28 protein-coding genes and 1 pseudogene are annotated in these 25,654 nt (G+C 61.2%); 7 read left to right on the top strand and 22 right to left on the bottom strand.

Translation table 11 applies throughout. The features are described from left to right. The first annotated feature begins 62 nt into the window (after nt 1-62). Nucleotides 63-395: a hypothetical protein gene (locus tag AC13GI_RS20605; protein WP_482997222.1), complete on the top strand. Its 333-nt coding sequence runs from the start codon at nt 63-65 to the stop codon at nt 393-395. A 129-nt stretch (nt 396-524) separates the two neighbouring features. Then, nucleotides 525-834: pseudogene (locus AC13GI_RS20600) on the top strand (KGG domain-containing protein). Nucleotides 835-880: 46 nt separating this feature from the next. Here the strand turns inward: AC13GI_RS20600 and AC13GI_RS20595 are convergent. The 5 genes from AC13GI_RS20595 to AC13GI_RS20575 all read right to left on the bottom strand — a co-directional run bounded on the left by AC13GI_RS20595 (nt 881) and on the right by AC13GI_RS20575 (nt 4,563). Continuing rightward, nucleotides 881-1,231: a VOC family protein gene (locus AC13GI_RS20595; protein WP_482997221.1), complete on the bottom strand. Its 351-nt coding sequence runs from the start codon at nt 1,229-1,231 to the stop codon at nt 881-883. A gap of 99 nt (nt 1,232-1,330) precedes the next feature. Beyond that, on the bottom strand, nt 1,331-1,531 hold the full coding sequence (locus AC13GI_RS20590; RefSeq protein ID WP_099820555.1) for a hypothetical protein: 201 nt from the start codon (nt 1,529-1,531) through the stop codon (nt 1,331-1,333). Between the two features lie 83 nt (nt 1,532-1,614). Then, the gene (locus tag AC13GI_RS20585; RefSeq protein WP_482997220.1) at nt 1,615-2,181 is read right to left on the bottom strand and encodes an SLOG cluster 4 domain-containing protein; all 567 of its coding nucleotides are present in this window, start codon (nt 2,179-2,181) and stop codon (nt 1,615-1,617) included. A gap of 40 nt (nt 2,182-2,221) precedes the next feature. Beyond that, nucleotides 2,222-3,439: a CmlA/FloR family chloramphenicol efflux MFS transporter gene (gene cml, locus AC13GI_RS20580; protein WP_482997219.1), complete on the bottom strand. Its 1,218-nt coding sequence runs from the start codon at nt 3,437-3,439 to the stop codon at nt 2,222-2,224. Between the two features lie 218 nt (nt 3,440-3,657). Continuing rightward, on the bottom strand, nt 3,658-4,563 hold the full coding sequence (locus AC13GI_RS20575; RefSeq protein ID WP_482997218.1) for a LysR substrate-binding domain-containing protein: 906 nt from the start codon (nt 4,561-4,563) through the stop codon (nt 3,658-3,660). 76 nt (nt 4,564-4,639) lie between these two features. On the opposite strand from AC13GI_RS20575, the gene AC13GI_RS20570 reads away from it, so the two are divergent. Beyond that, nucleotides 4,640-6,139 (top strand): MFS transporter, encoded by a 1,500-nt coding sequence (locus tag AC13GI_RS20570; RefSeq protein ID WP_482997217.1) that lies wholly within the window; start codon nt 4,640-4,642, stop codon nt 6,137-6,139. Nucleotides 6,140-6,225: 86 nt separating this feature from the next. Here the strand turns inward: AC13GI_RS20570 and AC13GI_RS20565 are convergent, their stop codons facing one another. The 6 genes from AC13GI_RS20565 to AC13GI_RS20540 form a co-directional block, all read right to left on the bottom strand. Next, nucleotides 6,226-6,678, bottom strand: a complete 453-nt coding sequence (locus AC13GI_RS20565) for a PA2169 family four-helix-bundle protein (RefSeq protein ID WP_099820550.1) — start codon at nt 6,676-6,678, stop codon at nt 6,226-6,228. A gap of 177 nt (nt 6,679-6,855) precedes the next feature. After that, nucleotides 6,856-7,920 carry an alpha/beta hydrolase gene (locus AC13GI_RS20560; protein WP_482997216.1) on the bottom strand — a complete coding sequence of 355 codons (1,065 nt, stop codon included), beginning with the start codon at nt 7,918-7,920 and terminating at the stop codon, nt 6,856-6,858. Between the two features lie 76 nt (nt 7,921-7,996). Then, the gene (locus tag AC13GI_RS20555) at nt 7,997-8,296 is read right to left on the bottom strand and encodes a hypothetical protein (RefSeq protein ID WP_099820540.1); all 300 of its coding nucleotides are present in this window, start codon (nt 8,294-8,296) and stop codon (nt 7,997-7,999) included. Next, nucleotides 8,284-8,499, bottom strand: a complete 216-nt coding sequence (locus AC13GI_RS20550; RefSeq protein WP_482997215.1) for a hypothetical protein — start codon at nt 8,497-8,499, stop codon at nt 8,284-8,286. The genes AC13GI_RS20555 and AC13GI_RS20550 overlap by 13 nt, the downstream gene beginning before the upstream one ends. A 43-nt stretch (nt 8,500-8,542) precedes the next feature. Continuing rightward, nucleotides 8,543-8,800 carry a hypothetical protein gene (locus AC13GI_RS20545; RefSeq protein WP_243380183.1) on the bottom strand — a complete coding sequence of 86 codons (258 nt, stop codon included), beginning with the start codon at nt 8,798-8,800 and terminating at the stop codon, nt 8,543-8,545. Between the two features lie 97 nt (nt 8,801-8,897). Further along, nucleotides 8,898-9,125, bottom strand: coding sequence for a hypothetical protein (locus AC13GI_RS20540; protein ID WP_482997214.1), 228 nt, complete (start codon nt 9,123-9,125; stop codon nt 8,898-8,900). A gap of 167 nt (nt 9,126-9,292) precedes the next feature. Between AC13GI_RS20540 and AC13GI_RS20535 the strand changes: the two genes are divergently transcribed. Then, a complete protein-coding gene (locus tag AC13GI_RS20535; RefSeq protein ID WP_089237115.1) occupies nt 9,293-9,595 on the top strand; it encodes a hypothetical protein in 303 nt (100 codons plus the stop codon). A gap of 17 nt (nt 9,596-9,612) precedes the next feature. On the opposite strand, the gene AC13GI_RS20530 is transcribed toward AC13GI_RS20535, so the two are convergent. After that, nucleotides 9,613-10,098, bottom strand: coding sequence for a hypothetical protein (locus tag AC13GI_RS20530; protein ID WP_482997213.1), 486 nt, complete (start codon nt 10,096-10,098; stop codon nt 9,613-9,615). 30 nt (nt 10,099-10,128) lie between these two features. On the opposite strand from AC13GI_RS20530, the gene AC13GI_RS20525 reads away from it, so the two are divergent. Both AC13GI_RS20525 and AC13GI_RS20520 read left to right on the top strand, forming a co-directional pair. Then, complete coding sequence (locus AC13GI_RS20525; protein ID WP_482997212.1) at nt 10,129-10,770, top strand: glutathione S-transferase family protein; 642 nt, start codon at nt 10,129-10,131, stop codon at nt 10,768-10,770. A 169-nt stretch (nt 10,771-10,939) separates the two neighbouring features. Next, entirely contained in the window at nt 10,940-11,260 is a 321-nt protein-coding gene (locus AC13GI_RS20520; RefSeq protein ID WP_482997211.1) for a hypothetical protein, read from the top strand. A 19-nt stretch (nt 11,261-11,279) separates the two neighbouring features. Here the strand turns inward: AC13GI_RS20520 and AC13GI_RS20515 are convergent, their stop codons facing one another. From AC13GI_RS20515 to iteA, 5 genes are all read right to left on the bottom strand, one after another. Then, nucleotides 11,280-12,065, bottom strand: coding sequence for a hypothetical protein (locus AC13GI_RS20515; protein ID WP_482997210.1), 786 nt, complete (start codon nt 12,063-12,065; stop codon nt 11,280-11,282). Between the two features lie 627 nt (nt 12,066-12,692). Then, nucleotides 12,693-14,090: a UvrD-helicase domain-containing protein gene (locus tag AC13GI_RS20510; RefSeq protein WP_482997209.1), complete on the bottom strand. Its 1,398-nt coding sequence runs from the start codon at nt 14,088-14,090 to the stop codon at nt 12,693-12,695. 7 nt (nt 14,091-14,097) lie between these two features. Next, a complete protein-coding gene (locus tag AC13GI_RS20505) occupies nt 14,098-15,855 on the bottom strand; it encodes an ATP-dependent nuclease (RefSeq protein WP_482997208.1) in 1,758 nt (585 codons plus the stop codon). An 88-nt stretch (nt 15,856-15,943) separates the two neighbouring features. Further along, entirely contained in the window at nt 15,944-18,265 is a 2,322-nt protein-coding gene (gene iteS, locus AC13GI_RS20500; protein WP_482997207.1) for a S8 family anti-phage peptidase IteS, read from the bottom strand. Continuing rightward, nucleotides 18,219-19,424, bottom strand: coding sequence for an anti-phage ATPase IteA (iteA, locus tag AC13GI_RS20495; protein WP_482997206.1), 1,206 nt, complete (start codon nt 19,422-19,424; stop codon nt 18,219-18,221). The genes iteS and iteA overlap by 47 nt, the downstream gene beginning before the upstream one ends. Before the next feature lie 645 nt (nt 19,425-20,069). On the opposite strand from iteA, the gene AC13GI_RS20490 reads away from it, so the two are divergent. Further along, nucleotides 20,070-20,867, top strand: coding sequence for a type I restriction enzyme HsdR N-terminal domain-containing protein (locus AC13GI_RS20490; protein ID WP_482997205.1), 798 nt, complete (start codon nt 20,070-20,072; stop codon nt 20,865-20,867). Nucleotides 20,868-21,347: 480 nt separating this feature from the next. On the opposite strand, the gene AC13GI_RS20485 is transcribed toward AC13GI_RS20490, so the two are convergent. The 5 genes from AC13GI_RS20485 to AC13GI_RS20465 form a co-directional block, all read right to left on the bottom strand. Next, complete coding sequence (locus AC13GI_RS20485; protein WP_482997204.1) at nt 21,348-21,671, bottom strand: hypothetical protein; 324 nt, start codon at nt 21,669-21,671, stop codon at nt 21,348-21,350. A 112-nt stretch (nt 21,672-21,783) separates the two neighbouring features. Further along, a complete protein-coding gene (locus AC13GI_RS20480; RefSeq protein WP_482997203.1) occupies nt 21,784-22,467 on the bottom strand; it encodes a hypothetical protein in 684 nt (227 codons plus the stop codon). A 105-nt stretch (nt 22,468-22,572) separates the two neighbouring features. Then, nucleotides 22,573-23,901: a Fic family protein gene (locus AC13GI_RS20475; RefSeq protein ID WP_482997202.1), complete on the bottom strand. Its 1,329-nt coding sequence runs from the start codon at nt 23,899-23,901 to the stop codon at nt 22,573-22,575. 252 nt (nt 23,902-24,153) lie between these two features. Further along, nucleotides 24,154-24,420 carry a DUF805 domain-containing protein gene (locus tag AC13GI_RS20470; RefSeq protein ID WP_482997201.1) on the bottom strand — a complete coding sequence of 89 codons (267 nt, stop codon included), beginning with the start codon at nt 24,418-24,420 and terminating at the stop codon, nt 24,154-24,156. A 49-nt stretch (nt 24,421-24,469) separates the two neighbouring features. Continuing rightward, a protein-coding gene (locus tag AC13GI_RS20465; protein WP_243380388.1) for an IS3 family transposase occupies nt 24,470-25,593 on the bottom strand; the annotation gives its coding sequence in 2 pieces (ribosomal slippage) (nt 24,470-25,353 and nt 25,353-25,593; 1,125 coding nt in all). Nucleotides 25,594-25,654: the final 61 nt, after the last annotated feature.

Below are 25,654 nucleotides of genomic sequence, written 5' to 3'. Positions count from 1 at the left end.
GGATCGATTGCGGGCGCGTAGCCTCCACCGCCAGATGGCGATGTCCCCAATGGAGATCCCGCATGTACAAGTCCCGCACCCTGCTCGCTACCAGCCTGTTCTGCATTGCCGCCAGCGCGCCTGCGGCGCCGCTGCACTACCTGACCCTGATCAACCGTGCCCATGCACCTGCCACGTCGGTGGAAGTCGCGGTGAGCGAAACCGACGCATTCCATGCCTTGGCATTGGCCGGGCCCATCGCAGGAGGTGGAGGCCAGGCGACCGTGGCACTACGCGGGACCGGCTGCCGCGTCGATCTGCGCATCACTTTCAACGATGGGCGCCGCATCCTGTACAGCAGCACCGATGTCTGCCGCGGTGACCGCCTGCTGATCTCGGCGCTTCCCGCGCGGTAACCGGTTGTCAAACGCATGCGCAGGGCATGTGAGTCCGATGCCGCCAACGTCCACCTGCCGTTAGCCCGCGATGTGGAGCATGAAGCCGTCGCTGACGGCGGCATCCCATTTCGCACCCGGAGACCGGCAATGGCCAACTCACGCACTGGCAGCAGCAACCGTGGTTTTGCCTCGATGGACGAGGACAAGCAGCGCGCGATCGCGTCGAAAGGTGGACGCGCCGCCCACGCATCCGGCAATGCACACCAGTTCAGCCCGGATGAGGCCCGCGTGGCCGGCCGCAAGGGTGGTGAAGCCATCAGCCAGGATCGCCAGCACATGGCCGCGATCGGGCGTGAAGGTGGCCATGCCCGGCATGCCGCCACCCGCCACCCGCCAGCAACAGCAACAGCAACAGCAGGACATGCCCGGCAACCCTGACGGCAGCCAACAGGGTTGAGCGATCACTGCCCGCGTCGAGGGGCGGATCAGCCGCAGTCTTCAAGTCAGCGGTGGGCGAGGATGTTCAACAGGCGCCCGAACGGGTCGCGCACGTAGAAGCGACGCACGCCCCATGGCTCTTCGGCCGGGCCATATTCAAGCGCGATGTTCGCGTGTCGCAGGCGTTCAAGCACGCCCTCCAGGTCGTCCACTTCGATCGAAAGATCCGGCACCGGCGTACCCGATCCACCTTCGCTGGCAATGCTGAGCTGTGCCAGCGCAGTGCCCTGCCCGCCGTAGGTGACGATCCAGCCGTGGTCCATGACGATGTCCATGCCGAGGATGTCGCCGTAGAACGCAGCCGCCTGCGCAGGATCGGCACTGGCGATGTTGGCGACGACGCGTTTTACAGCCATGTGGCGGCTCCAGGCGATCACGACCGCGGACCACGTGCCTGCGGCCGGGTGGAAAGGGGGCCCTTGGATGGGCCCCCCAATGCGAACGGTATGCAGGCCTCAGACGGCGCCGCACCTGTCCATGACACAGCGATCGTATTCGAACTGGCACTCCATGGCATCACCGCCGCCGGAAACGCAGGCCTGGTACGCCTTCCAGCACGGGAAGTCGCACGGCTGCACCGGACCGGCCACTGCCACCGAACCGGTACATGCAAGTGCAAACACTGCAGCAGCGATCACTTTCCTGATGACTCGCATCGATATCACTCCCTGATAGGCCTGGTGACTCCAGGCCGCATCACCCTACCCGCGTGTGCGGGAGAGGAAGTGAAAGCACCAGTTCAGCTTGCCAGCAGCTGTAGATGGCGCAGCTGCGCGCGCAGCTCCGCGATGTCGTGCCACGGCAGTATCGGCGAGTTCCCGCGCTCATCGGGAGGGTTGCCGGGAAGACCATCCGACCAGCCACCCGCGCCCACCAGCGGCAGCAACGGCCGCTTGTGCAGCCAGGCCAGACATACCTCGGAAATCGTACCTGCGCGCCCGCCGATGACGATGCAGGCATCGCCGGCCAAGGCCATGATCAGGTTGCGGGCATCGCCCATGCCGCAGGGCACCACCACCGTTGCCGGCCAGTCCGCTGCGGGCATGCTGCCTTCCGGAATCACACTCAGCACCGTGCCGCCAGCTGCGACTGCATGCTCGGCTGCCACCCGCGTGGCCGGGCTGCCGCAGCCGCTGACCAGGGTGATCCCACTTTCGGCGAGGAATCTCCCCGCCTGTGCAGCAAGGTCGAATGCCGGTGAGCCGGGGTCGGCACTACCAAGGATCGCGATCTGGGGCTTGCGGAAGGATGGTGTCATGGCGCGACCTGGCAATGGGAAGAGAAGCAGGGAGGCAGAGTCGATCAACACAGCGCGCTCGATTGCCCGAGGCGGGACAGTATCACGCTCATCCATCCCTCTCTGATGCTGGCTGCTCACTCCACGACCGCCGCAGCATCGCCAAGCCAACCAGGCTCAGCGCCGGCAGCAGCAGTCCATAGGCCACCAGCGGCCAGACCGTGTCGCCCGGCAGCAGCAGCGTCGCGAGCGTGCCAAGCGTGGCCACGATCAGGCTCTGCACGGCGTAGTACAGCGCCACCGCCGTGCCGGAAGCATCGGAAAAATCGCGCAAGGCACCGTTGGCCGCAACCGCAACGACCATCACGATGCCGATGGCGACCAGCCACATCGGCAGCACGACACTGGCAGATGACGGCGGCAGCATCGCCGCCATCGCCATGACCAGCACGCCGCCGATCATCATCATCAACCCACGCAGGAAGCTGCCACCCATGCCCCATCGCCCGATGAACCACGCGGCAAAGCGCGAGGTAACGATCATCACCAGCGCAACGGTCGCGAAGGCCAGGCTGAAGCCCATCGGCGAATAGCCTGCGCGCCCCATCAGCACACGCGGGGCGATCGAGAAGAACACGAAGAACGTGCCCATCGCTGCACTGAATCCAAGTGCGTGGACCCAGAACCCGGCATTGCCGAGGATGCGTGCGAAGGCTGGCGATGCGTGGCCGTGCTGTGGTGGCCGCGTTTCCTGCCAGCCCCGGCATGCACGCGCACCCGCCAGCAACCCCAACACACCCAGCGCGATGAAGATGGCCCGCCAGCCCAGCGCGTAGGCGATCAACGCGCCTAGAATAGGGCCGAGTGCCGGCACGAATGCCAGCATCGAGGCGAACAGACCATAGAGCGTGGCACCCTCGGCCGTATCGGCATACACGTCGCGCACCGTGGAGAAGGTAGCCACCAGTGCGGCCGACGCCCCAACCGCTTGCACGCCGCGCCACGCAAGGAACGCCCCACCACCACTACACGCGGCGAGCGCGAACGACGCCAGCGTGAACAGCAACGCGCCCATCAGCAGCACAGGCCGTCGCCCGATCCGGTCCGACAGCGGGCCGAAGATCAGCTGACCCAGCCCGAGTACGAGCATGTACAGACTCAGCGTCAACTGGATGATGGCAGGCGATGTGCCGAGTGCATCCGGCATGGCCGATACAACAGGCAGGTAGATATCCATGGCCAGCGAGGCCAGGAGGTCGAAGGGAGCCATCAACGCGATGGCGGCCGGCAGGGAATGGGCCCAGCGAAGGGCCTTTCGATCAGACATGGGGAAACATCCGCTCAGGAGGAAATCCGGCGGTGATCAACCCATTGCGTGGAATCCGCAGGAAAAGACCACCGCAACAACGTGCGTACCGTTGTTGCGGCTCAGCGGACTGTCTGCGGACCGTTCCCGTTGTTCATCTGATGATCCGGTGGAAGATCGAATGCGGCCAGTGTAGCAAGGCAATTACGGGGTAACCGGCAACGGCGTCCGGCACGGCGTCAGGGCAAGGGCAGCATGTCGATGCGCCGGGAGGGCGTGCACCGCACCTGCTCGATGAGCCGACGCACCACCGGCGACATTTCCTGTTCACGGTACAGCGCAGCGATGGTCGAGGCGATGACCGGCCCCGCGATCGGCAGATAGACCACGCCCGGCAGCAGCAGCGTCCGCTGCAGCACCGACGGTACGATCGCCACTGCCCCATCGCCCACCGCAACCTGCGCGAGTACGGCGGCAAGATGACCGGGACGGGAGCGGATGTCCGGCACGAATCCGCCACGGCGGGCGACTTCCAGCGTGCCTGCGGGCTGCTCCGGCATGATGAACGCCTCCTTCGCCAGCAGCGTCGGCTGCACCGGCAACGCTGCGCGGGCCAGCGCGTGCGATGCCGGCAACGCTACGCAGAACTGGTCTTCGATCAGGATGTGCGAACCGAGCGCATCGGGAATTTCCATAGGAAGCCTGCAGAACACCACATCGATGCGACCGTCCAGCAGCAGGTCCGGCAGGTCGGCCATCGGCCATTCGCTGACCTGCAGAACCACATCGGGCGAGGCGCTGCGGAACCGCTGCAACTGCTCCTGCAGCGCGCCCGCATGGACCGCCGAACCCACGTAACCGATCTCGATCCTGCCGATCTCGCCACGACCGGCGCGGCGGCCCACGGCCTCTGCCTGCTCGAACTGGCGCAGCACGTTGCGCGCTTCGGCCAGGAAGATCGCGCCGGCCGAGGTCAGCGTGACCTCGCGTCGGCTGCGATCGAACAAGGGCGTACCCAGGCGACGCTCGATCTCCTGGATCTGCACGCTGAGCGTCGGCGTAGCGATGCCCAGGCGCAGCGCGGCGCGTCCGAAATGCAGCTCCTCGGCCAGTGCGACGTAGTACTGCAGATGTCGACGTTCCATGCGCGCCCGGTCGTTAGCTTGGGCCTAACGTACTTCAAGAACACGGGCAATGAAACAAACGATCGAAGCTGCTTGAATGGGAATTCTTCTTCCACCCGAGTACCTGGTGCCCCTCTCCCCTCCCCGCCGCAGGCCGCCCAACTGGATCCTGATCATCGCCTCGCTCGGCTGCACGATGACGGTGCTGGAAACCAACGCCGTGGCCGTTGCGCTGCCGACCATCGCGCGGGACCTGCAGGCTGACTTCGCCGACATCGAATGGGTGATCAGCTGCTACATCCTGTCCTTCACCTCGCTGCTGCTGCCCGCCGGTGCCATTGCCGATCGCCATGGTCGCCGGCGCGTGCTGCTGATCGGCATCGCGCTGTTCGCCACCTCATCACTGACCTGTGCGTTGGCCCCCACGGCCAGCACCCTGTATCTGGCCCGCGCGTTCCAGGGCGTGGGTGCAGCCTTCCTGCTGGCGCCGTCACTGTCGGTGATCGGCCACGAATTCCACGAGGGCAAAGAACGCGACGACGCCTGGGCCTTCTGGGGCACGGCAATGGGCATGATGATGGTGCTCTCGCCACTGATCGGCGGGCTGTTGTCCTCGCTGTGGGGATGGCGATCGGTGTTCATCGCGATCCTGCCCTTCCTCGCCTTCCTGGCCTACGGCGCGATCCGCTGGGTTCCCGACTCCGCCGACACGGTGGTACGACCGCTCGATCCGCCCGGCATCATCACCTTCAGCATGGCGATCTTCGGCATCGTGTTCTTCCTCGTGGAAGGGCTCGCGCAGGGATGGACATCGGGGGTGGCACTGGCCGGCCTGGGCCTGGGCATCGCGATGGGTGCGCTGTTTGCCTGTATCGAACTCAAGCGTCGGCATCCGATGGTCGACCTGCGGCTGCTTGCAAGCCCGCGTTTCGTCGGTGCACTCATCGCCATGATCGGCTACGCCGTCAGCGCGCAGGTGATGGCCTCGATGCTGCCGCAGTACCTGCAGAACGGCGTCGGCCTGAGTGCCTTGGCCACGGGTGCAGGCATGCTGCCGTTCGCCGCGGCAATGCTGCTGTTCCCAAGCGTTGGCAGGCGCCTGGGCCGACGGTTCTCGAGCGAGATGGTGCTGGCCACCGGCCTGTCGGTCACTGCCGCTGGCAACGCGCTGGCCGGTATCGGCGCGTGGCACCACATGCCGACGGTGGCGCTGCTGGCGATGGTCATCATCGGCGCAGGCGGTGGCATCCTCAACGGCGAAACCTCCAAGGCCATCATCGGCTCGGCACCTCGTGACCGCGCAGGCATGGCCTCGGGCATCAGCGCCACGACGCGCTTCGTCGGCATCCTGCTCGGCTTCACGGTGCTCTCCAGCGCCTTGACCGTCGGCATCCGCGCCGGACTGTCAGCACGCGTTCCCGCCGACGACGTCATGCGCCTGGCTGACAGCATTGCCACGGGTGCACTGACCAAGGGAGCCTCGATCGATCTCGCACGGGCGATATACAGCCAGGGGTTTGCCACATCCCTGTGGACCGCCGCCGTTGCAGCGACGCTGGCCAGCCTGTCCGTTGCCCTGCTAAGGAAGCGTGACTGACGGCAGGTGGTAGCAGGCGAAGAAACGGCCAGGGCAGCACGAAGCTGCCCTGGCCGTGGCGATGTGGGGGCGATCGCCAGATGCGATCAGGCAGCCTTCATCGCGTGCTTGCGATCACGCATCACCGCATGGCATTCCTGCACGTCCGGCAGCCACTGGGTCACTTCCTGGCGCACCGCCGGCGGCAGGTCGTTGTCCTTCAGCACGTCCTTGAACGCGCCCAGCAGGCGATCCTCGGACTCTTCAAGTTCGGCCACGTAGCCGTAGTTGGTATCGCCGAAGGCAGCGCGCACCTTGCCGTAGAACTGCTGCATGGAACCGACCATGGTGCCGTGCTCGGCCGGCTTGCCACCGGTGGCGGCCACCGAGCTGCTCAGCGAGGACACGATGCGGCCCTTTACCCCGGCGATGCGGACGAACAATGCCGACAGCTCGGCATCCTTCACCTTGGTTGCGGCTTCCTCGTAGAAGGACTTGCCATCACGTGCGATCTCGATCAGGTCGTTGAGGCGATGCTCGATAGTGGACTGGGTGCTCATGTGTAGTCTCCTCGTTGGGGAAAGGACAACAGTGGTATCCGTTGCCTGCCACACCAGACTGGCCGAACGCGCGTGGTTCGCGGGTGAGCACTGATTGATGCGGCGCTCATGCTGCCCAACGGCACCCCACTGGATCACGCGGGCGACGCGGCGTCTTCACTGCATCTGAATCAGTCGTCAGCCGTCCTTGCCCATCATCCAACGAATGGCCTGTGGGAACGAGGTCTTCCAGTCGTCCGGATAGAAGTGACCACCCTGATGGGTACGCGACCGGAGCTCGTTACCATCGTTGAAAAGGGCGCGGAAGTCCGCACTCATCTTCTGGTTGGCCGGCCCTTCCTGTTCGCCGTTGATGACGAACACCCGCTTGCCGTGTGCGCTGCTCTGCGTAGGCACCGGCTGGCGCCAACCGCCCGGCGACACCAGCAATGCACCGGCGTAGTCATCGGGGTGCTGCGCCAGCAGCGCACCGGCATGCTGCGAGCCCTGTGAGAAACCCATCAGATAGACCTGCCTGCGGTCGATGCACTGGCGTGTGGCCAGCTGCTCCAACCCCTTCTGCACCACCTTGTGCGTGCCCTCATACGGGCCGGTCCAGCTGAAGCTGTCGAACGACTCACGCATCTCCGTGCCGTTGATGCCCAGCAGCACCACACCGGCATCGGCCAGCGGCTGCTTGCTGCTGTCCAGGTGTCCGTTGATGCCGTAGCCGTGCAGCCACACCAGCACCGGCGCACAGGCCGGCATCGCAACACCATTGGAAGGTTGCAGCACCGAGATGGCACCCACCTTGCCCGCCGATACCTGCGCGTAGCGCGCCTGCGTGTTGGCCAGCACCTGCTTGAAGAACGGCGTTGCGCGCAGGTGCTCGAAGTCATCGTTGTCGGCCAGCGCGGGCGCGAACCACATGCCACGCTCATCGGCTTCACGCAGATAGCGCTCGGCCAGCGCATCGTCACCGCGGCGAGCGAACAATGCCGCTGCGTGGTACGGCGCCTGCGCCAACCTGGGGTCTTCGCGGGTTGCGGCCAGATAGAGCGCCAGCGACTGCAGCAGCGTGGCGTCGTCTTCCTCGGCCTTCTCCATCAGTTCCTGCGCATCATCGGCGTTGATCAAGGCATTCAGCACAGGGCTGATTGATCTGAACGCGATGGTCGACGCGCTGTCCTGTTCGTTGGCAAGTGCGGTTGGTGCACACGCAGCGAGCGCCATGAAAACAGCGAGAGCAGACAGCTTTGGCATGGACATCTTCCGTGATTGCGGCGACGCGCGGGGCGCGCAGTCTAGCAACCTCGGGGCCGATCAGATCACCGTGCACTCAACCGTAGGCAGGATGGCTGCCGGTGAGCACACCCATCGAAAACGCGTAGCCCGCCTCTTCCAGCAACAGCCGCATGCGCAGTTCCGCGCGGCGCGGAACGCAGAGCCCGCTGGGTGCGTACAGCGCATAGACGAAACCGGCACCCTCTACATGCTCGCGCCGGACCGAGCAGTTGTTGGTCTCGGCGGCATCGGACCACACGGCCCGCAGCTTCTCCGGACCGATGGACTGGCCGTTGCGCAGGCGGAACGTCAGCCAGCGCACGCCCAGCGGCGGATGGTAGGTCAGCTTAGCCATTGCGCACCTTCAATACGGCGGCGGAGATGGTCCAAGACGCCCGGCGGCAGATCGGGATGCTCGTTGCGCGTGGACGCCGGCAGATCGATGCGGACAGCGCCGTTGACCAGCGTGGGGGGATCGGTGTGCAGGTCAATCCACCATCCATCGGGAAGGCGAAGCCCGCGTCCGTCCCTATCATAGATGTTGATCTGAAAAGACATGACGCTCGCTCCCATTGGAATTCGAGCATACGCCTGCGCAATGTCACTCCAGACTGCGACCCGTCGACGCGCTCTCCTCAACGCGCTTGACGCAGACGAAGACGAACGCCTCGTCCTGCTGCACCTTCAGGAAGGAATCCAGCCATCGTGCAGCAGCGCCGCGATTGCCGATCACGCCACCGAGTTCCTCGGTAAGGCAGCGCGCGCACTCCATCCCACCCGGACTGGGCGCCTGGCAGGCGCGGCAGCGCGCCATCGTCGTCGTTCTTGCCGGACGGCACTGGTACATGATCTTCGTCATCAGGCTTACCGCACGGGCATGTGATGGCATCAGCGCGCTTCCCGAACGTTGCACAGAGGAACGCCGCGCAACGCGCGGCCTCTTCTTCGCTTACTGCTCAGCGACGGGCGTCGCGGCCCGTTTCGCTCTTCTGTTCCTGCCCGGACTTCTGCTGGACACCTGGCTTTGCATCCTGCTGGACCTGCTGTTCCTGCTGGCGCTGCTTGCCGTCCTGCTTCTGGTCGCCGCCCAGTTCGTTGCCATCGGTCTGCCCCTGCTGGGCAGCCTGCCTGGTATCGGTCGAGGCGTTGTTGCGGTCGGTCTGGCCTTGCGTGTTGTTGTTCATGTCTTGCTCCACCGCAGCGATCTGCTGCAACGCCACTGTGTGCGTCGGCCGGTTACGCAGCTGCATCGGATCGCGCCAATAATGAACAGCCGCCATGAACAGCCGTTGATGCACACGGGGTACTGACACGCCGGGGTGTACGTTGGCGTTCCAACAGGAGAAGTCTCATGGAACGCATCACCAACAAGGACTTCGTTGACGTCGAGCGCGAGCTGCAGCACTGGCAGGCCGCGTTCCAGACCGGCGATCTGCCCGCCATCAACTTCCGCCACGAGGTCGCACCGGTCATCCGCCTGGCGTGCGACATCTACGTCCGCAACCCACACGGCACGCGCACGGCGTGGCTCACCGACCTGCAGTCACGGCTTGCGCTGCGCACCAGCCTGCGTGGCCACCCGGGCTCGGCGGAAATGGCGATGGGCTGCTGGGCCCGCCTGTCCGGGCCGGCATTGGTTCCGCAGGCAGGCTGAAGCACCCTGCGCGCAACTCACTCCTCGCCTGCGTGCAGGTTGCCTTCCTGCATCAGCTGATCGTTCAAGCGGTTCACCAGCGCAATCACAGCATCGGCCAGGGCACGCGCATCGGCGATGGAGCCATGGAAGGCGATGCGGGTGCCCTCCACCTTCACTTCCGCCAATGAGAGCTGCGACGCCAGCGTCGCGCATTGCCTCAGGAAACGATCAGTCCACTGTTCATCGGGCGCCTGATCCAGAAGCGCTGTGATCGCTTCATCGGCAGCTGCATCGACCTGCTGGTGAAGCCGCGGCACGTCGAACCCAACGATCCGCGGCAGTCTGGACGTGCTCACGTACTTCCCCAAGGGTGTGCAGAAGGGCAGTATCGCGTCACCACGCATCCCACGCGAACCGCGCCACGTGAACCGTTCATCCTGGCGGCCATGGCCTGAGTGCCCGGAGATCACCCGTGTCGATTCCAGGGTTCCTCGCACGTCGATGGAGAGAAGGCCGGCCAACCAGCTCGGCTATCGCCGATGGACATCCCGATGACCCCGATCCTGACCGCATTCAAGCACTCCCCGGACCGTGGCCAGGGCCTGGCCCGCGACATGCGCGTGCGCTGGGCGCTGGAAGAACTGGGCGTGGCGTACGACGTCCATCTGCTCTCCTTCGGGGAGATGAAGCAGCCGGCGCACCTGGCACGGCATCCCTTCGGGCAGATTCCCACCTACGAAGATGGCGAACTTGTGCTGTTTGAATCAGGCGCGATCGTCCTGCACCTGGCCGAACAGCACCCCGGGTTGCTGCCCGCCGATGCGAGCGCGCGCATGCGTGCGATCACCTGGATGTTCGCCGCACTGAACACCGTCGAGCCGCCGATCGTCGAACGCTCCATGGCGTGGGTGCTGGAACGCGAGCAGCCCTGGTATGCGCAGCGGCTGGTGATGCTGGACGAGCGCGTGCGCAGGCGCCTGGGTGAGCTGTCCGCGCGACTGGGCGATGCACCGTGGCTGGACGGAGACTTCAGTGCCGGCGATCTGTTGATGGTGTCGGTACTGCTGCGGCTGCAGAGCAGCGGCATCGTCGATGAGTATCCCGTGTTGGCCGCCTACATCGCCCGCGCGACGCAGCGGCCCGCCTACCAGCGCGCGTTCGCCGCGCAGCTGGCGGTGTTCCAGAACCCGTAGCGCCACGCCGCTCCAGTAGCGCCACGCCATGCGTGGAGAACGCCATCTGCCCACTGCAACCATTCCCCGGCGAATGGTGAACACCCCGTAAAACCGACGTCGCGCGTGCTGACACGAGCGCTGCACCATCACCTACGCTCGGGTTCCGCCCCCCGCCCGGAACCGGATCATGCCTTTGATTGCCATCGCACTTGCCTCAGCACTGTCCGCCCTGCCTGACATCGGCTGGGAGCGCGAGCGGGCCGAAGATGCCCACCAGCTCATGCTGTGCCAGATCCACCGTGACCAGCTGGCCGATCGCGGAGAGAAGTCGCAGACCTACCAGCAGGCCAAGGCCGTCTGTGATCTCCTCGCCCGCGAGTACAAGCAGAACTGGGATTTCGACGCCCACGATGCGCTGGCTGCGGAAGCGGTGGATTTCTTCGACCTCCTGCAGCCCGGTGAGGCCACTGCCGTGCCACCGGGCAAGGCCGATCACATTCTCGAGTGATCGCCGCTCTGTTGAACGTTCAGAGGATGACAGCGGCAAACAGGCCGACTACCCCTATCGTCGTCAGCAGGAACGAGAGCACTACCGAGCCGAGCGCACGCAGCGCCGACCCTCCATTCAAGGCCACGAAGGCCCGCATGCGGGCCCACAGGTACCACGCCACCGCCAGCGCACCGATGGCTGGCGCGGTGAACGGGCCGGCCTGCGACGGCGAAGCAGCTGCCGCCTGCGCCAGCGCGAGTGCCACCACGAAGGGGCATGCGATGAACGCCTGGATGGAAAATGGCTCGCGCAGCGTCTCGCGGTTCACGGGCAGCCGCTGGCGCCGAAGCGTGCCCAGTGCCGCGCCAAGTGCGTACACGCAGAACACCGCAGAGCGGGTGAGCAGCAACCCCTGCTCGCTGCTGAAAAGCAGCTGCCCCACCGGCGTACTGAGCCTGGGCGAAGACATGCGCAGCGCCATCTCAAGCGCATGGGCGATGGCCACCGACAGGATCAGCATCAGCACCGGGCTGATCGCATCGGAAAACCTGTGTTCCAGATCCTTGCCTAGCTCGCGGCGGGTGTAGAGCGCGACCTCACCGGGGTGAATCAGTACCCGCCAGAACATCCGCGGATAGAACACCAGCCAGCCGACCAGCTCGTAGAGGAATTCTTCCAGCGATCGCAGCAGTCGTATGAGGTCCATGACCGCCGTGGATAGCGTGCGGGGCGTGAAGCCGGGATCACGGGGGGCTGAGGAGCTTTCCAGCCAGGACGGAGCAGGTGCGGGGTCGAGGGGGAGCCAGGGACTCGCTGCACTCAAGAGGCTATGGGGCGCCAGTCGAATGCTCCCATTTACGCCAACCGTGGTGGGCCCACCAGGATTGGCTAAGTCACAATAAGCCATTGATATTAATATATTTTTCCGCAATCACAAACAAGACATGACTCACAATTTGACTCACTTCGGGGAGCGCTATGTTCAGGATTCGCACCCCATCCAAGGCCCCTTTTTTGAATCCAGATGAGTGCAATTTGCCAGCAAACCTCGAGGAACCAAGTCGCCCCGATGAAGCCGGGGAAGCGTCCATTTGCGCAACATCGCCCATCACCCACCTGCTCACCCGCCTTCTCAATACTCCACCTACCGCGACTTCCATATCTTTAGTACTAATTGGTTGCTAGGCAGCACCTAGAGGAACAGTGCGGAGCCAGAACCAAGCAGGTGACGTATCAAGAACTGCCTAGCCACTGTAGAGCAGAAGATCCATGAAACAACCGCGCCTCCCTTGTCGACCACGGATGCACTCAACTGCCGGGGCTCAGATTTCAGCACACAGGGGCAGAAGCAGCATCCAATGCACTCTCGCCGGAGATCGAAGAGGAGACGAGGCTCCCATTCGGTAGCTTCGCCCGAACACGCTCGCCGAGCACCACCTCGGCCCGAGCGCTAGAAGCACAATTGCGGCGAACTCGAACAAATGATGAGCTTTTTGCTCGCGCGAGTCATGGCAACGTAAAGATTTTGCGCATTCATCTTCTCCGGCTCGAGCACTACGGCTACATCGGCTTCCAGCCCCTTCAGGAGCAATGTACTGCCGACCGACCTGGGCCTAATTATCCGCGGCATGTGTCGGAACCGCTCACGCTCTCGTAGCGCGGCCTCACGAAAAGTAGTTTTCACGTTCACCTTTCGCAAGGCTCTCGAGCACAACTGAACGATATCCGGACGGAACGCGAAGATACCTCGCGCTCGGCCGAAGGAATCCAGCATGTCTGCGGCGGCCTGGTAGGACGGGGCTCGCAGGTACACCAAGCAAATTTCTTCGATCTCGGTAGCACTCTTCTTGGCTCTGCCCTTGCGAAGAGAGCGAGTTCTGGCAAGCAACTGCTTCGGCGTCAGCCCAGCAAGCAGATTGCCGAAGAAGCCCACCGCATCTTCCATCGACGTTGGGCTTGCCGGGTCAAACGCACTCGCAAACCTAATGAAGTCGACCATCTCATTGGCTTCGACCATCGTAGAGCGAGTCCTACGTGCAATCTCCCATTGACCCTCCTTGCTCCGGGAGTCCGCAATGATCAATGCAGTTCCGTCGAACCTAGCCTTGGCGGCGGCCAAGCGCGCTTGGCCCTTCTCGGCCTCCGTGCCCAATAGTCGAACCCAAACCACGCCCTTTGGCGTCGCGGACAGGTCAACACATCCGCCGGCTTGACCCAAGGCTGGACGGACTGTGTTCAACAGCCAATCCCCAAGCTCAGGCGATCCCGCGTTCTTCCATCTCCATGGCTTCCGCTTCCAAGGTATCGGCGGGAAGGTCGTCACAACTTCCTTCCGCCAATCAACCACTGGCTCGGCGAAGTCAAATATGACCTGGAGAGGATCACCTAGAACAATGGTCGGTAGCGAATTGGCCAACACCTTCACCATCTCATGCTGGGCAGTGCCGCAATCCTGATACTCATCCACGAGCACTCTGGAGTATGTAGCGCGAAGAATTGTATCTGCGTGTCCTGCCTGGAGTATGCGGAGAGCACCTTGCCGAATGGCGGGATAGTTCGCGCTGTTGCCGTGCATGTGCCGCACGTCCTGTGCCAGACCCGAATGCTGGGGAAAACTCTGAACCAAGCGAATCGCCCAACTGTCCAGGGTTGCCACACGCGCCTTGCCACTTTGCACACCCAGCATTTTCAAACGCTGTTCGAGCGCCGCCCTCCCCGCATTCGTATGCGTTAGGACCAGCGCGGGTCGCTCATCTGTGCACTGCAGCAATGCGGCCGTGATGAGTTGGGTCTTGCCGCAACCAGCGGGTGCGTTGACACTCCCACGCGCGCAAGCAGAAAAGTCCATTTCGACCTCAAATCTCCGAATTCCTGAATAGTTCCGAGATTGGCTTTCGAAGTTCTGGCTTGGCTTCCGCGAGACCGGGGCCAAGCACCTTCTCTCCCACTTTCTCCATTCTCGCGATGGTCTTGAACCAGCCCTTGCGACCCGGGCCAAATTTGGAGTCTTTGGTTGTCAACTTTGCTGCTTTACCGAGGATTCTACGTTCCCCATCCTCGTACGCAGCATCTCCATTCATAAGATCCTGCGCAGAACTTAGATCAAATTTCCCTTGCGAAACAGCCTCTAGAGCGCCTCCAACGAGCTGCTCTGAGTTGAGATCAATGGCGAGCTCAATGAGCTTGTCAACACTGTTGTCAGACAACCACATGAAAAGCGCTTCCTCGAGGGCTAGAGCACCACCCCATGTGCAAATCTGAACTCCCGCCGCTTCGGCCGCCGTCCTCGCGGCTTCCGGGATTGGGACATCAGCGTCTAGGAACGCCTTGGTCCGATAGCCCCACTCTGCGAAGACACGAGCCCGCTCCAAGATGTGCTCAGGACTACGCCCACCTGCATCTACAAAGGCGGTCGCGCTCGCATATGCCGACTTACGCCCACGCTTGACTCGATACCTGTCTAGTCCGCGAAGCAATCCAACTTCACTAGCCCCCTCGCAGACAATGACCGTCCGCGCAAGGAATGCCTCTGGGTACAGACGAGCAACCCCCTGAACGGCGTCCTCACTACTAATCCACCGTATCGCATGTCGTCCGGTGCTCGCTTTGCGGACAATCGCGAGCTGATCTCCCCCTAACTCGCGGACGGCTACTGCGGAGTGAGTAGTCATGAAGATTTGAAGCGGTGCCTCCATGTCCTTAGAACCAAGCGAGTGCAGGAGGCTGATAACACGATGCGGCTCAAGACCGTGTTCAACTTCATCAACCAACAGACAGCTTGATTCGGAGGCGGCCTCTCGATGAAGTGCGGCCAGCAGCAAGCGCATCGATCCTGTCCCCAGACTTCGCAGGGGCACCCCCTCCTCGGAATGCAACGCAATAGCTCCATCCGAGAAGGCTAGCGCTCTGGCATCAAGCAGCGCCTTGGCGTTGTCTCCGACATTCACGCCCACCTCTTGAGCCTTGGTGGTGACCAACTTCAGCAGGTCGCCAACTCCAGCACCAGCCCTGTCGCCGAACGACAAGCGTGCCGCTCTCGCGGCGCCAACCAACTCGCCTGATACCCCAAGCACCTCTTCTGACAGTCGGGCCAGGACCGAATTTCTGGTCCAAGAGAGGTTGGCGCTCGAATGATTGCCGATCCGGCTCGGCGCCAGCGCCGCCCGATCTTTCCACGACACTTGTCGCTGGTAGGGATTGGGCTCGGCTCTCTCCGAATAGAGTGATCGCACCGGCTCCAAGTCGGCCCCAACCATTAGCTGGAAGGTTAGAACCACCTCCCGGCCCTTACTTGGCTCGTCCTCAACCCTCCCCTTTTCCACGTGAAAGCCGCGCAAGACGTCTCCATACGCGTCGAGATCCATCAGATGGTCAGGAAGCGCTCCGATCGTCACCCTGATTGCAATGGGCTTGGATACGTCAAGATTGAAGAAGTCAGCGTCCGAGAACTCGACGTTCCGCCGAACTGACATGCATGCTTCAATTGCATCAAGGATGGTTGTTTTCCCGCTATCACCTGGACCGATCAGGCAGTTTATTCCTGGGTTTGGCACCCACCTCAGGCGATGAATGCCACGAAAGTTCCGTATCTCGACATGCCGGATCTTTGCCATCTCTGCCCTCGCATTCACCTCAAGATTGAAGCATGAGCTACCACGCTGCCTTCAGAATGGCACCATGGCGCTGCCGACCCATCGAAAACTAGGTGCTCACATTGATCGGAACGGTGAGGGGAAGCGTCTGAATGACCCAGTTGGCCGCCGCAAGCGCGCGAGCACCTTCGTTATAGATGTCCCCATCTTCATTGAGCGAGCGAAGGGTGACGATGATTACCGCACGCATGGGCTGTAGTGCCGGCGGTTCGTTGGCACGACGCATCATGCTGGCTTGAAGCGCCCAGTCTGACCCACTCATTCCTGAGAAGACCTTTCTGTGGATCTTGACTGGCGACCATTTGCCGCCATGCTCCACTTGAGCACTCTCCAGCCCGTCGCTGCCCTGCTCCCACTTCATCGGGGCTCGACCCAGGAACTGCATGACTCCGTCGCTGTCCGGCTCCAACGTACCGAACCCAACCTCAAGGTTCGCCCTGACGTACTCAGCGCCTGCAGACCCATCGAGTGGCGGTGAATAGACAGCGGTTAGGATTACTTCGCCGCGCAGCTTCCCGCCAACTAACATGGATGCGGGAATGGGGTACTGAGTCTTGCGCCACTTCGTGCCGGTCACAAGATCGACCTCGAACACCAGCGTGAAGCTGTTTGGGCTGTCATAGAGGACGGCCATCGGATCACTGGGCAATCCTGCACCAAAGTAACGGCGGTGTTCCGGGGAGCGTACCGGCGAGGACAGTTCCGCACTGTGAATCAGGAGCGCCTTAACCAAGGTGGGGGATGGAACAAGGCCATGCTGACGGCCTCCATGGCCCAGGGCACGCCAAGTTTGAGCAGCCATTGCCGAAACGATGGGGGCTGCAAAGCTCGTCCCTACGTTTCGCAGTACTCCATTGTTTGGCGCCAGAACCTTGATGCCCAACGCGCTGGCCGTCCAAGGTTGCTCCAGCCCTCCACCGACATGGACCAAATCCGGCTTGGGTGTGAATACTGGACCGGGACCACGACGGCTATAGTTGGCCGGCTCCCCGATAGCAACAAACGATGTAGGGCTTTCCAGATGCGCTACTGCACCAACGGTGAGGGCTCGGACCGAATCTGCCGGGCTTGAGATGCGGTCAGCCAGGCCTCCGGGGCAAGGCCAACCACGATGTGGCACGTCCAAGTAGTTGCCCGCAGCAACAACGAATAGCACGTTGTGCTTGTCACTCAGGACATCGAGCTCTTGGGCAAACTCACTGAATCCGGTGTCGCCAACCCCCACATTCCCACCCAGCGACAGGTTCCAGACGCGGATATCGGGCCGATTGATCAATGCTTGCCGCAGGCGCTGAATCAGATCGCCAACGTTAGCTGTCGTGGACTCCAGCCCGCAGACGTCATGCACTCGGCAACCAGTAGCCGGGATATGTCCGTGGTGTTCGTTAAGGCCGCGGGCATCGGCTATCAGCGATGCGACCATCGTGCCGTGCTCATAGTTGGTATCTACGTCAGTGATGAACGTTTCGGTAGAACTCACCCAGGGAGTCAGAAGCGTGGCAGCTGGATGCACGCCAGTATCGAAGACCGCCACGATAGGGGCATCAGCCGGTGGCTGCCGCTCAAACGTGCTTCCGGAAGGAGGCACAACTACTGATTCACCCGGGGCGACCGATGCTTGGGGCTCCGGTTGTACAGAGCGAACTCCGGGGAACCCGATTAGAGCGTCGAGAGTCCCATCAGATAGCGTCGCACCGGCATCGACAATGTAGACCGGCGGCCCCTTGATTTGAGGCAGAACAATGCCGGTGGCACCCCCAGCCGCAAGTACAGCTTCAAGTGCCCCTACTGCCGCGGACTGAACGTCAGCGTCCCGATACTTGAATAGCTTGATCCAAATGCGGCCGGTCGCGCGAAGACACGATCTGATCAATGCCGGAGACGCCTCTCTCAGAGCACCAGGCAGCTTGGCCTGAGCGGTCCATGCAGCAACCTCGCTAATCGCGCTCAGATTGGCGCGAATCGCCTTGGTGTCGCGGGTGGATATGGCTTCTCTGAGAAGCACAATCTCGCGCGGAGTCGCTTCTACCAGCATCTCGTGAATTTCCGCATGACCGATCACGCTCATTTCGGCAGCTGCGGCAAGAGCCAGCGGTCGATGGCTCTTGGCGATCGCCTCCGGTCGAAGGCGAACTGCTAGAACCGTGGGAATCCCGGGATACTTGCTGGCGTTGGCGGCAACAAGCTGGCCTGCAGCAAGGACGGTCTGGTTCAGGCGCGCTCGATAAGCGCCATCGACTTCACAGAACTCCCTAGAGCCTCCACCAGTAACTTCCATGCCAAAAACGTCACCTGGCGAGAAGGCTACGTGGAAGAACGGATTGTCAGCTCGGGGCTTGGGCAGCCTCGTCGTCTTCGTCTCGCGTGGCATCTTCCTTGAGCTCCCTGATCATGTTGTTGATTTTGCGAGTAGTTACGCCATAGAGCCGCGCCAGCTCGCGCACTGAGAAGCGACGTGCATCCCACTTGCGAAGCCAACGCACCTCATCATCTATAGATGTCAGGCTCTTACCTTGCATCAACGCCATAGCCAATGCCAATCGGCGATGGGTTTCTCCTTCATCTACCACAGACTGGCGAGCAAGCACTGCATGCCGCTTTGCATCCAAGCTTACTTGTTCAATTAATGAACCCGAGGCACCGGCAGATCGCTCTGCCAAGGCAGAGTAATCGAGTGCTGCAGCGCCGAAGCTAGCCAGATATCGCCGCCAAAGCTCTTCACGCAGCGAGGAGTCAGGCATAGGCATCGGGAGTTGAAATGCAAAGCGCCTCCAGACAGCCGGATCAAGCAAACGATCATGATTGGTGGCTGCCACCACCACTGTGCTTGGCTCCAACGCATCAATGTTCTGCAACAGTGATACCACCACTCGCTGCAACTCGCCCACGTCTCGCTCATTTCCGCGCGCAGATGCAAGGGCATCCACTTCGTCAAGGAAGAGCACTGCCGGCCCACTCTGCGCGTACTCAAATACACGACGCAGATTCTTGCTGGTCTGTCCGAGCAAACTGCTGATCAGCGTGTCGCAGCGCACAGTGAGCAGGGGCAACCCCAGCGTTGCAGCCACCCAATGTGCAGTTTGAGTCTTCCCAGTTCCAGGCGGGCCATAGATCAACAAACGGGGCGGTACTGCAGCTCCCGCCTGCGCGAGGGCATCGTAGTGGCGCGCAGCATCCAGCAGGTCCTCGACTCGACGTTCAACCCCGGTCGGCAGTGCCAGAAAGACACCTCCGAGGGACGGCCTGCTGTAGTCAATCGTATGGAGGCGGCTCTCGCCATCCACGGGCAACTGTCCTGCACCATTGGGCGATGCCGCATCTTGCGCACTTGCCAAGGCTCTAGGCGCGCGGATCAGCCGCTGTCGGACCAGGGTGGCCTGCTCCCGCTCACCAGCGGACTCCAACTTCTCCGCCAGGAGCCCAGCATAGCTAGATGCCATTGTGGCGTTAGCTTTCAGTGCGCCGTCAAGAATTTTTAGTACTTCAGATAGATATTCCACTTGCGCGCCAACCAGACCCGGATTGACCAAATATACGCCATATGCGTCGCAAAACAGTAGATTTGCGGAACGAAATTGGCAATTTACGCTCCACCCTCATGGATTTCCGTCCCAGATCTCAAGTTTCGGAGTCAGGGAAGCAGACTGCGCCCCCCCCCCCTGCTCAGACCCTCGATACCTGCTCAGACCCTCGATATCAGTAGGCGCCAATTGGCCAGAATCCATTGCTGGATGAGGCGACCGGCCCAAGGCGGGGGCCGCCAGGTTCAGAGGACCGATGCTGCAGCACTGGCGTCTGGTTCGGAGACCGTCGCTACACGCCCCCCTCTATCTCCTTGAAAGTGACCGCACCGCGACTTGCGGTCTGCCTCCATGTATCACCCATAGCGACAATGCTCACAGACTTCCTTGTCGTCTGCAGTCGGAATCTGAGGTCATTTCGTCCAACGACTGTATCTGCCCAGGCGGGCTGATCGTAATCACCAAATGGGTATAGCAGACCGGGCGAGCCAGATTGGAAGTTTGACGGCCAGAGCGCTAGGCATCTAGCGCGCAATAGCCGTAGGACGCTGGAGGCAGGCCGCGGTCATTTCCGACAAGGCCAGCAGAGCCACATTGCGCCGGCCTATGCCAGGAGCCAATATGGCGGGAACTACGAGAGGAAGGAGCAAGGACATGCTTAAGATTCCGAAGAAGGTTCTGGACCGGTGGCCGGCGACGGTGAAGTCGCTAGTTGCCGTAGCTGTATCCCACAAGACCAGAGACGTCTCCGAAGCGGATACGGTAACACTCGTCAAAGACATGCTTGCCGAGGTCTTCGGCTATGACAAATACAACGAACTGACCAGCGAACAGCAGATCCGGGGAACCTTCTGCGACCTCGCCGTGAAGATCGACGGCAAGATCCGAGTCCTGATCGAGGTTAAAGCCGCTGCGCTGTCGCTCAATGAGACTCACCTACGGCAAGCCATCAACTACGGCGCCCATGAGGGGATCGAGTGGATCGTGCTGACCAACGCGTTGGAATGGCGCCTTTACAGAATCAAATTCGGCCAACCGATCGAGTACGAGCTGGTCTCATCGTTCTGCATAGCAGATGTTAATCTGAAGAACGAAGAAGACCAGCGCAAGCTCTTCCTGCTCTGCAGAGAAGGAATCACTTCGGACGCAATGGGCCTGTATCACCAGCACATCTCGGTCCTCAACAAGTTCACGGTAGCGCAGGTTGTCCTTGGAGAGCCTGTTGTTTCCGTCATCCGCAGAGAGCTCCGTCGTCTTTTCCCAGAACTGAAGATCGAATCAGAGACAGTTGTTGAGCTTCTCAACAATGAGATCCTGAAGCGTGAGGTCCTGGATGGAGAGAAGGTTAAGGACGCCCAACAGCGCATACGGCGAGCGACATCCAAGAACGCCAAGTCGCAGGCAAAGAAGGCTGTCTTACCCGACACCGCACAAGAGCCTGCGATGACCTAGTACTCGGGGGCTCACGCCCCCAAAGCTTCGTGCCGAAGTGCGGTCGGGCCCGCGAGGCCCCCGCACCCAGGAAGCCGGCAATGGCAGCGACTCAAGCCGAGCCGCCTGATCGGCCAAGATCCAAGGGCCCAAGGATCTGCCGCAGCCACTCTCCCCCAGTGCCGGTCAAATCGTCCCCAGGTCCTCCACGACTGCCTGGCCCTGTTGGAGAAATCCAATCAGCAGATGCCCCCCCCAACCCTGAAGCGTTGGTGCAGGTATGGAAAGCCACGCTCCCCGGCGTAGCCAGTGCTCATCGAGGAAGCGATGGAGCCGTCTTCGCTGCCGCAATGCAGCAAGCACTGACGCTTTTGACCGAGCAGATCGAAGCATCCAAAACTTGAAAAATAATATCCAGGGCCGCCTAGATCAGATACACGCTTTAGCTGGTAGCTCTTTGGCAACAATCAGGCAGCTGAGAGCCCCCACCCTCCCTCTGAGTCATACCCAAGCCCAGTCGGGCACACCCAAACGACTGGCGGCTTCTTTCAACGCAGGATCGCATGCCCCAAAGACGGCCTGATTGCGCCAGCCCTCTTTAGCTGCCTGTTTCACGGCAGCACCGGAGTCTTCACCACGCATCGCTCGTTCAAGCACATGCACCAGTCGGCTTTTCAGATTTGGAAGATCATTTGCGAAAGTTTGCGAGGCATCTGGCAGAAGTGAAACAACACCTGGACGCCCATCCTTAGCCTGTGCATGCAAGTCATCAAAGAACTGCCTAAGGAACAGCATTTCTTCTCTCTCGTGCTTGGCTACATTCATGAAACTTCTCCTTATCACCAAGTAATCACAGGGTCGTTCACATGCATTGAGCCCGACATGACAGGCGAACGGAATGTCGTAACCACTCAAGGCAAATTTTCGGATTCCTCAGCTACGTCCTCAGATGGGGCCAGTCAAAATCACCCGGATGATAGATGTTGCTAATTTCCTGAAGCGTCCTCTCAAGCGCATCTTTGCGCAGCTCCCCTATCCATCCCGCGATCTCCGAGATGGCTTTCACACGTGACTGGTGGGCACTACCGCGAGCCAAGATACTCGGATTTTTCCGATTCGTCTTGTAGAACAGGATATGCCAACCTGCATCCATGACGACGTGCAGATGCTGCTCAAGCATCTGCCGGTACTGCAACATCTCGACACTCGTTATCTGATCGCCCAGATGCTTACGTGCCAGTTCGAGAGATCGAGTCTTCAGCTCTTCAATGTTCTCATTGATCTCCTCGACATAGCCGTGAATTGTCTGCAACTGGAGCCGCTGAGCATGATTAAATGTCAAGGCAACTTTGGCGTAGTGACCACTGAACAAGTAGTTCTGAAGCTTGGCAGGAGTAGTGGGCTCTATTGCACCATGAGCATCGAGCTTGATGAGTCGCATGTACGTTGGAACTATTCCCTTGAGCTGATCGGAGATCAATTCGATCTCTTCGTCGATGGATCGCCGCAAGTTGCGCCGCTCCCACCACTCTTTGAGCAACGTAGCCCCTTGGGCAAGAATCCAGCCAACAACCACGCTTCCCAAAGCAATTAGAAGCTTCTCGTTTGATGAATCTGTCATGGTATCGACTCGGTCAATGGCGCTAGTGTGAGACAGGTTTAACGCACAGGCACCAGCGCTCCGGCACCGTACTCTATAGATCATCAGCTGGTTATGGAGGCGCGTTCAAAGCGCCAACTTCCGCCCAAGATCGGGAACTACCAGGAACTCGTTAGCCTTGCCAACTCTTTGCTTAAGCAAGAGGCCAGCTCCAACCAAGGCATTGAGATCATTCAGCGCCGTCGGGTACGTTATCGCATGCGCGGCCTGATGGCTTGCGACGGTGTATGCACGGTCAGGATCTTTAATCGCATTTGCCAGCAGTGCTCGCTGCCGGTGATTGAGCACCACCTCACCCACCTTGGCGGTACGCAGCATCCGTCGCGCAGCTCGATCTTCTTGATTCTTCTTGGCGATATAGGCGTGAAGGGCCTGGATCGACTCTTCTAGCGCCTCAAGCTGCTGGGCGACAAAGTAGCTGACGTCCTGCCCATCACTCTCCGTGTAAAGATAGGCACGCATGTACTTGGCTGGTGACTTCTTCAGGACGCTGGAGATGGACAGGTACTCCGTCAGCCAGTACCCGGCGTTCATCATCGCCCAGTAGAACAGCGCCCTGGCTGTTCTTCCATTGCCGTCGACGAAGGGGTGGTCATACCCGATCTGGAAGTGCAGGACGATGGCCCGAACAACTGGATGGATGAAGGGCTCGCCGGCGCCATCATTCACGAAGTCGCATAGCTTGGCCAAGCGCTCCGGGACCTGTGCAGCGGGGGGTGGCACATGGAGCAAGGTCGGGGGAGTGCCTCGGTCATAGATCACAACATTGTCTTCAGCCGTCCGGAACCGCCCGCAATCGGAGGCCGCCTCCAGCGTACCGTCGGTCAAGATGCGATGAACCTCCAAGACCTCGTCAGGAGTGATTGGCCTTACGCCACGTTCGCGGATCATGTTCATGGCGACGTAGTTGTTGTAGATCATCCGCTCGGATTGATCTCTCGGAGGCCGTCCCGTGGACAGCATTTCCTTTGCCACCGCTCTTGTTGTCGCCGCCCCCTCCAACTGCGAAGAGGTCATCGCCTCTTCAATCAGAGAGCGAATGAGGAATCGACTTTGACTGCCAGAGCCGTCCATCCCCTTGATCGCGCCGGCGGCCTCCCTATCAATGAAGTGCAGGCGCCGTTGCATCGAGTCAGTCAACGACAGTACGAAGGACTTCTGCCCGCTGTCGACCAATGGCAGTCGCTTGGCCATGCCTGATCTACGGAACCTGATGGCCAGCCACCACTCCTCAGGCGTCAGACCGGCTGGCGGGGTCCGGTGCCTCAGCTTGTCCCAGTGCTCATACACTCCATTGACCTCCGGGCCCAGGTTGGCCGAAAGGATCTTGGAGAGCTGATCGTGATGATTGATCAGCATTTCGCTTACCTGCGGGGCTGGGACGGGCAGCTTCATGTCAACTTTCTATAAAATTGATATTGTATTTTATAGCAAACCGAGAACGGCGAATCCAGTGCCGCTGAGACGACGGCCTACAGAAACGATCGCTTATATTTCAGCAACTTAAGCAAAAGAGCCGCCCGCCCAGCCGTGCTCCATCAGATCCAATCTGAACGAACCTCAAGACAGAGCGCCAGGCAGCAGCCCACTCAGCTCACCCGCCCACCACTCAGCCCCAGCCACAACGCTGAGGCCGAGTGGCGCAGGTCAAGCCCTTTGCTGCGGACCGAAGCGATTGTCACCACGAGTGCTCGGCGTCGCCCACAGCACCATCAACCAGATCGGACCGACGAGTGGAACAAGTACCAGAAGCCAATACCAACCCGACTTGTCGACGTCATGGAGCCGCCGCACGCCCAGGGTAATGCTCGGCACGATGGATACCAGCATCACTCCTCTGGACAACAGGTCCGCGTACTTCTGAAGCTGCCAGAAATCGATCGCCTTGCCTGCAAAGAAGACACCGAAGATCACGCCATAGCAGTGTGGTGGTCAAGTACTTCTGGACACTCCCAAAGGGAGTTCAGGCCACCTGCACTTCACGGAGCGCAGGTGGCACAAGGCCGTTGGCACTGTGCAGCCGACGGTGGTTGTACCAGTTCACAAATTGTTCGATGTCTGCTGCAGCCTCCTGTCGAGTGGGGTATTTGGAGTACAGCCATTCGCCTTTGAGGGTGGCAAATACCCGTTCCACCACCGCGTTGTCCCAGCAATTCCCCTTCCGGCTCATGCTCTGGGTGATGCCGTTGTCGCGCAGGATCTCGGCCATCGCGTGGCTGGTGTATTGCCGCCCTTGGTCCGAGTGGAACAGCAGTCCCGCCTGGGGGCGGCGCTGTTTCAATGCGCCGCGCAGGGCTCTGACCGCCAACCACGCATCTGCTTCGTGGGAATGCGCCCAACCCACGATTCGACGGGCATACATATCCACAACGACGGCCAGATACAGCCATCCCTGCTGGGTGGGGATGTAGGTGATATCGCCAGCCCAGACTTGGTTTGGCGCCTCCGGATTGAACTGACGGTCCAGGATGTTGGGAGCGGTCAGCGCCTGCGGCCCAAGGCTGTGATACTTGTGCCGCTTGTGCTGTCGCGCCCTGACACCGGCCCGGCGCATCAGCGTCCGGGCGCGGTGGCGACCAACCTGCAGACCGCTATTGGTCAGTTCCCGGGCCATCCTGCGTGAGCCGCAGCTGCCCCGGTGGGACTTATGAATGCGACGAACCAGATCAACCTGGGCCAGCAGCTCCCGATCGATACGAGGCTCCCGATGCAGCCAGGCGTAGTAGCTGCTACGGGGATAGTCCATCAACTGGCACACCAACCGGATCGGAGCGGCCTTCCCCAATTCCTGGATCACTTGTTCCGGTGATCGCTGTCCCGAATGAAGAAGGCGATGGATTTTTTTAGCAGGTCGCGCTCCTCCTTGAGCCTGCGGTTCTGGGCTTCCAGTTCGGCGATTCTGACCTGCGCATCTACTGGTGGCGCCTCCGCATGCGGGTCATGTTTTCGCCGCCACTGCTCGATCCACCGCCTCAGCGCCGTCGGGCCGACATCCATCAGCTGGCAGACGTCTCTTACTGTCTGCCCCTCTACAACGACAAGGCGAACCGCCTCGTCCCTCATGCCCTGAGTGATCTGTTTTGCCATGGGTCTACCTCGATGCTCGAAAATGATCCTATCGAGTGTCCAAGTTGATTAGACCACCGCA

Source organism: Stenotrophomonas sp. 82F1 (assembly GCF_056861525.1).
This window is presented reverse-complemented; position numbering and strand designations above follow the sequence as displayed.

What these genes read in the sequence shown, in the direction of transcription:
- AC13GI_RS20520 (WP_482997211.1), top strand. Translation starts at nt 10,940, where the DNA reads ATGCCTTTGATTGCCATCGCACTTGCCTCAGCACTGTCCGCCCTGCCT.
- AC13GI_RS20595 (WP_482997221.1), bottom strand. Translation starts at nt 1,231, where the DNA reads ATGGCTGTAAAACGCGTCGTCGCCAACATCGCCAGTGCCGATCCTGCG.
- AC13GI_RS20490 (WP_482997205.1), top strand. Translation starts at nt 20,070, where the DNA reads ATGCTTAAGATTCCGAAGAAGGTTCTGGACCGGTGGCCGGCGACGGTG.
- AC13GI_RS20560 (WP_482997216.1), bottom strand. Translation starts at nt 7,920, where the DNA reads ATGCCAAAGCTGTCTGCTCTCGCTGTTTTCATGGCGCTCGCTGCGTGT.
- AC13GI_RS20590 (WP_099820555.1), bottom strand. Translation starts at nt 1,531, where the DNA reads ATGCGAGTCATCAGGAAAGTGATCGCTGCTGCAGTGTTTGCACTTGCA.
- AC13GI_RS20475 (WP_482997202.1), bottom strand. Translation starts at nt 23,901, where the DNA reads ATGAAGCTGCCCGTCCCAGCCCCGCAGGTAAGCGAAATGCTGATCAAT.
- AC13GI_RS20555 (WP_099820540.1), bottom strand. Translation starts at nt 8,296, where the DNA reads ATGGCTAAGCTGACCTACCATCCGCCGCTGGGCGTGCGCTGGCTGACG.
- AC13GI_RS20550 (WP_482997215.1), bottom strand. Translation starts at nt 8,499, where the DNA reads ATGTCTTTTCAGATCAACATCTATGATAGGGACGGACGCGGGCTTCGC.
- cml (WP_482997219.1), bottom strand. Translation starts at nt 3,439, where the DNA reads ATGTCTGATCGAAAGGCCCTTCGCTGGGCCCATTCCCTGCCGGCCGCC.
- AC13GI_RS20525 (WP_482997212.1), top strand. Translation starts at nt 10,129, where the DNA reads ATGACCCCGATCCTGACCGCATTCAAGCACTCCCCGGACCGTGGCCAG.
- AC13GI_RS20535 (WP_089237115.1), top strand. Translation starts at nt 9,293, where the DNA reads ATGGAACGCATCACCAACAAGGACTTCGTTGACGTCGAGCGCGAGCTG.
- iteS (WP_482997207.1), bottom strand. Translation starts at nt 18,265, where the DNA reads ATGCCACGCGAGACGAAGACGACGAGGCTGCCCAAGCCCCGAGCTGAC.
- AC13GI_RS20605 (WP_482997222.1), top strand. Translation starts at nt 63, where the DNA reads ATGTACAAGTCCCGCACCCTGCTCGCTACCAGCCTGTTCTGCATTGCC.
- AC13GI_RS20570 (WP_482997217.1), top strand. Translation starts at nt 4,640, where the DNA reads ATGGGAATTCTTCTTCCACCCGAGTACCTGGTGCCCCTCTCCCCTCCC.
- AC13GI_RS20545 (WP_243380183.1), bottom strand. Translation starts at nt 8,800, where the DNA reads ATGACGAAGATCATGTACCAGTGCCGTCCGGCAAGAACGACGACGATG.
- AC13GI_RS20540 (WP_482997214.1), bottom strand. Translation starts at nt 9,125, where the DNA reads ATGAACAACAACACGCAAGGCCAGACCGACCGCAACAACGCCTCGACC.
- AC13GI_RS20480 (WP_482997203.1), bottom strand. Translation starts at nt 22,467, where the DNA reads ATGACAGATTCATCAAACGAGAAGCTTCTAATTGCTTTGGGAAGCGTG.
- AC13GI_RS20510 (WP_482997209.1), bottom strand. Translation starts at nt 14,090, where the DNA reads ATGGACTTTTCTGCTTGCGCGCGTGGGAGTGTCAACGCACCCGCTGGT.
- AC13GI_RS20485 (WP_482997204.1), bottom strand. Translation starts at nt 21,671, where the DNA reads ATGAATGTAGCCAAGCACGAGAGAGAAGAAATGCTGTTCCTTAGGCAG.
- AC13GI_RS20575 (WP_482997218.1), bottom strand. Translation starts at nt 4,563, where the DNA reads ATGGAACGTCGACATCTGCAGTACTACGTCGCACTGGCCGAGGAGCTG.
- AC13GI_RS20505 (WP_482997208.1), bottom strand. Translation starts at nt 15,855, where the DNA reads ATGGCAAAGATCCGGCATGTCGAGATACGGAACTTTCGTGGCATTCAT.
- AC13GI_RS20565 (WP_099820550.1), bottom strand. Translation starts at nt 6,678, where the DNA reads ATGAGCACCCAGTCCACTATCGAGCATCGCCTCAACGACCTGATCGAG.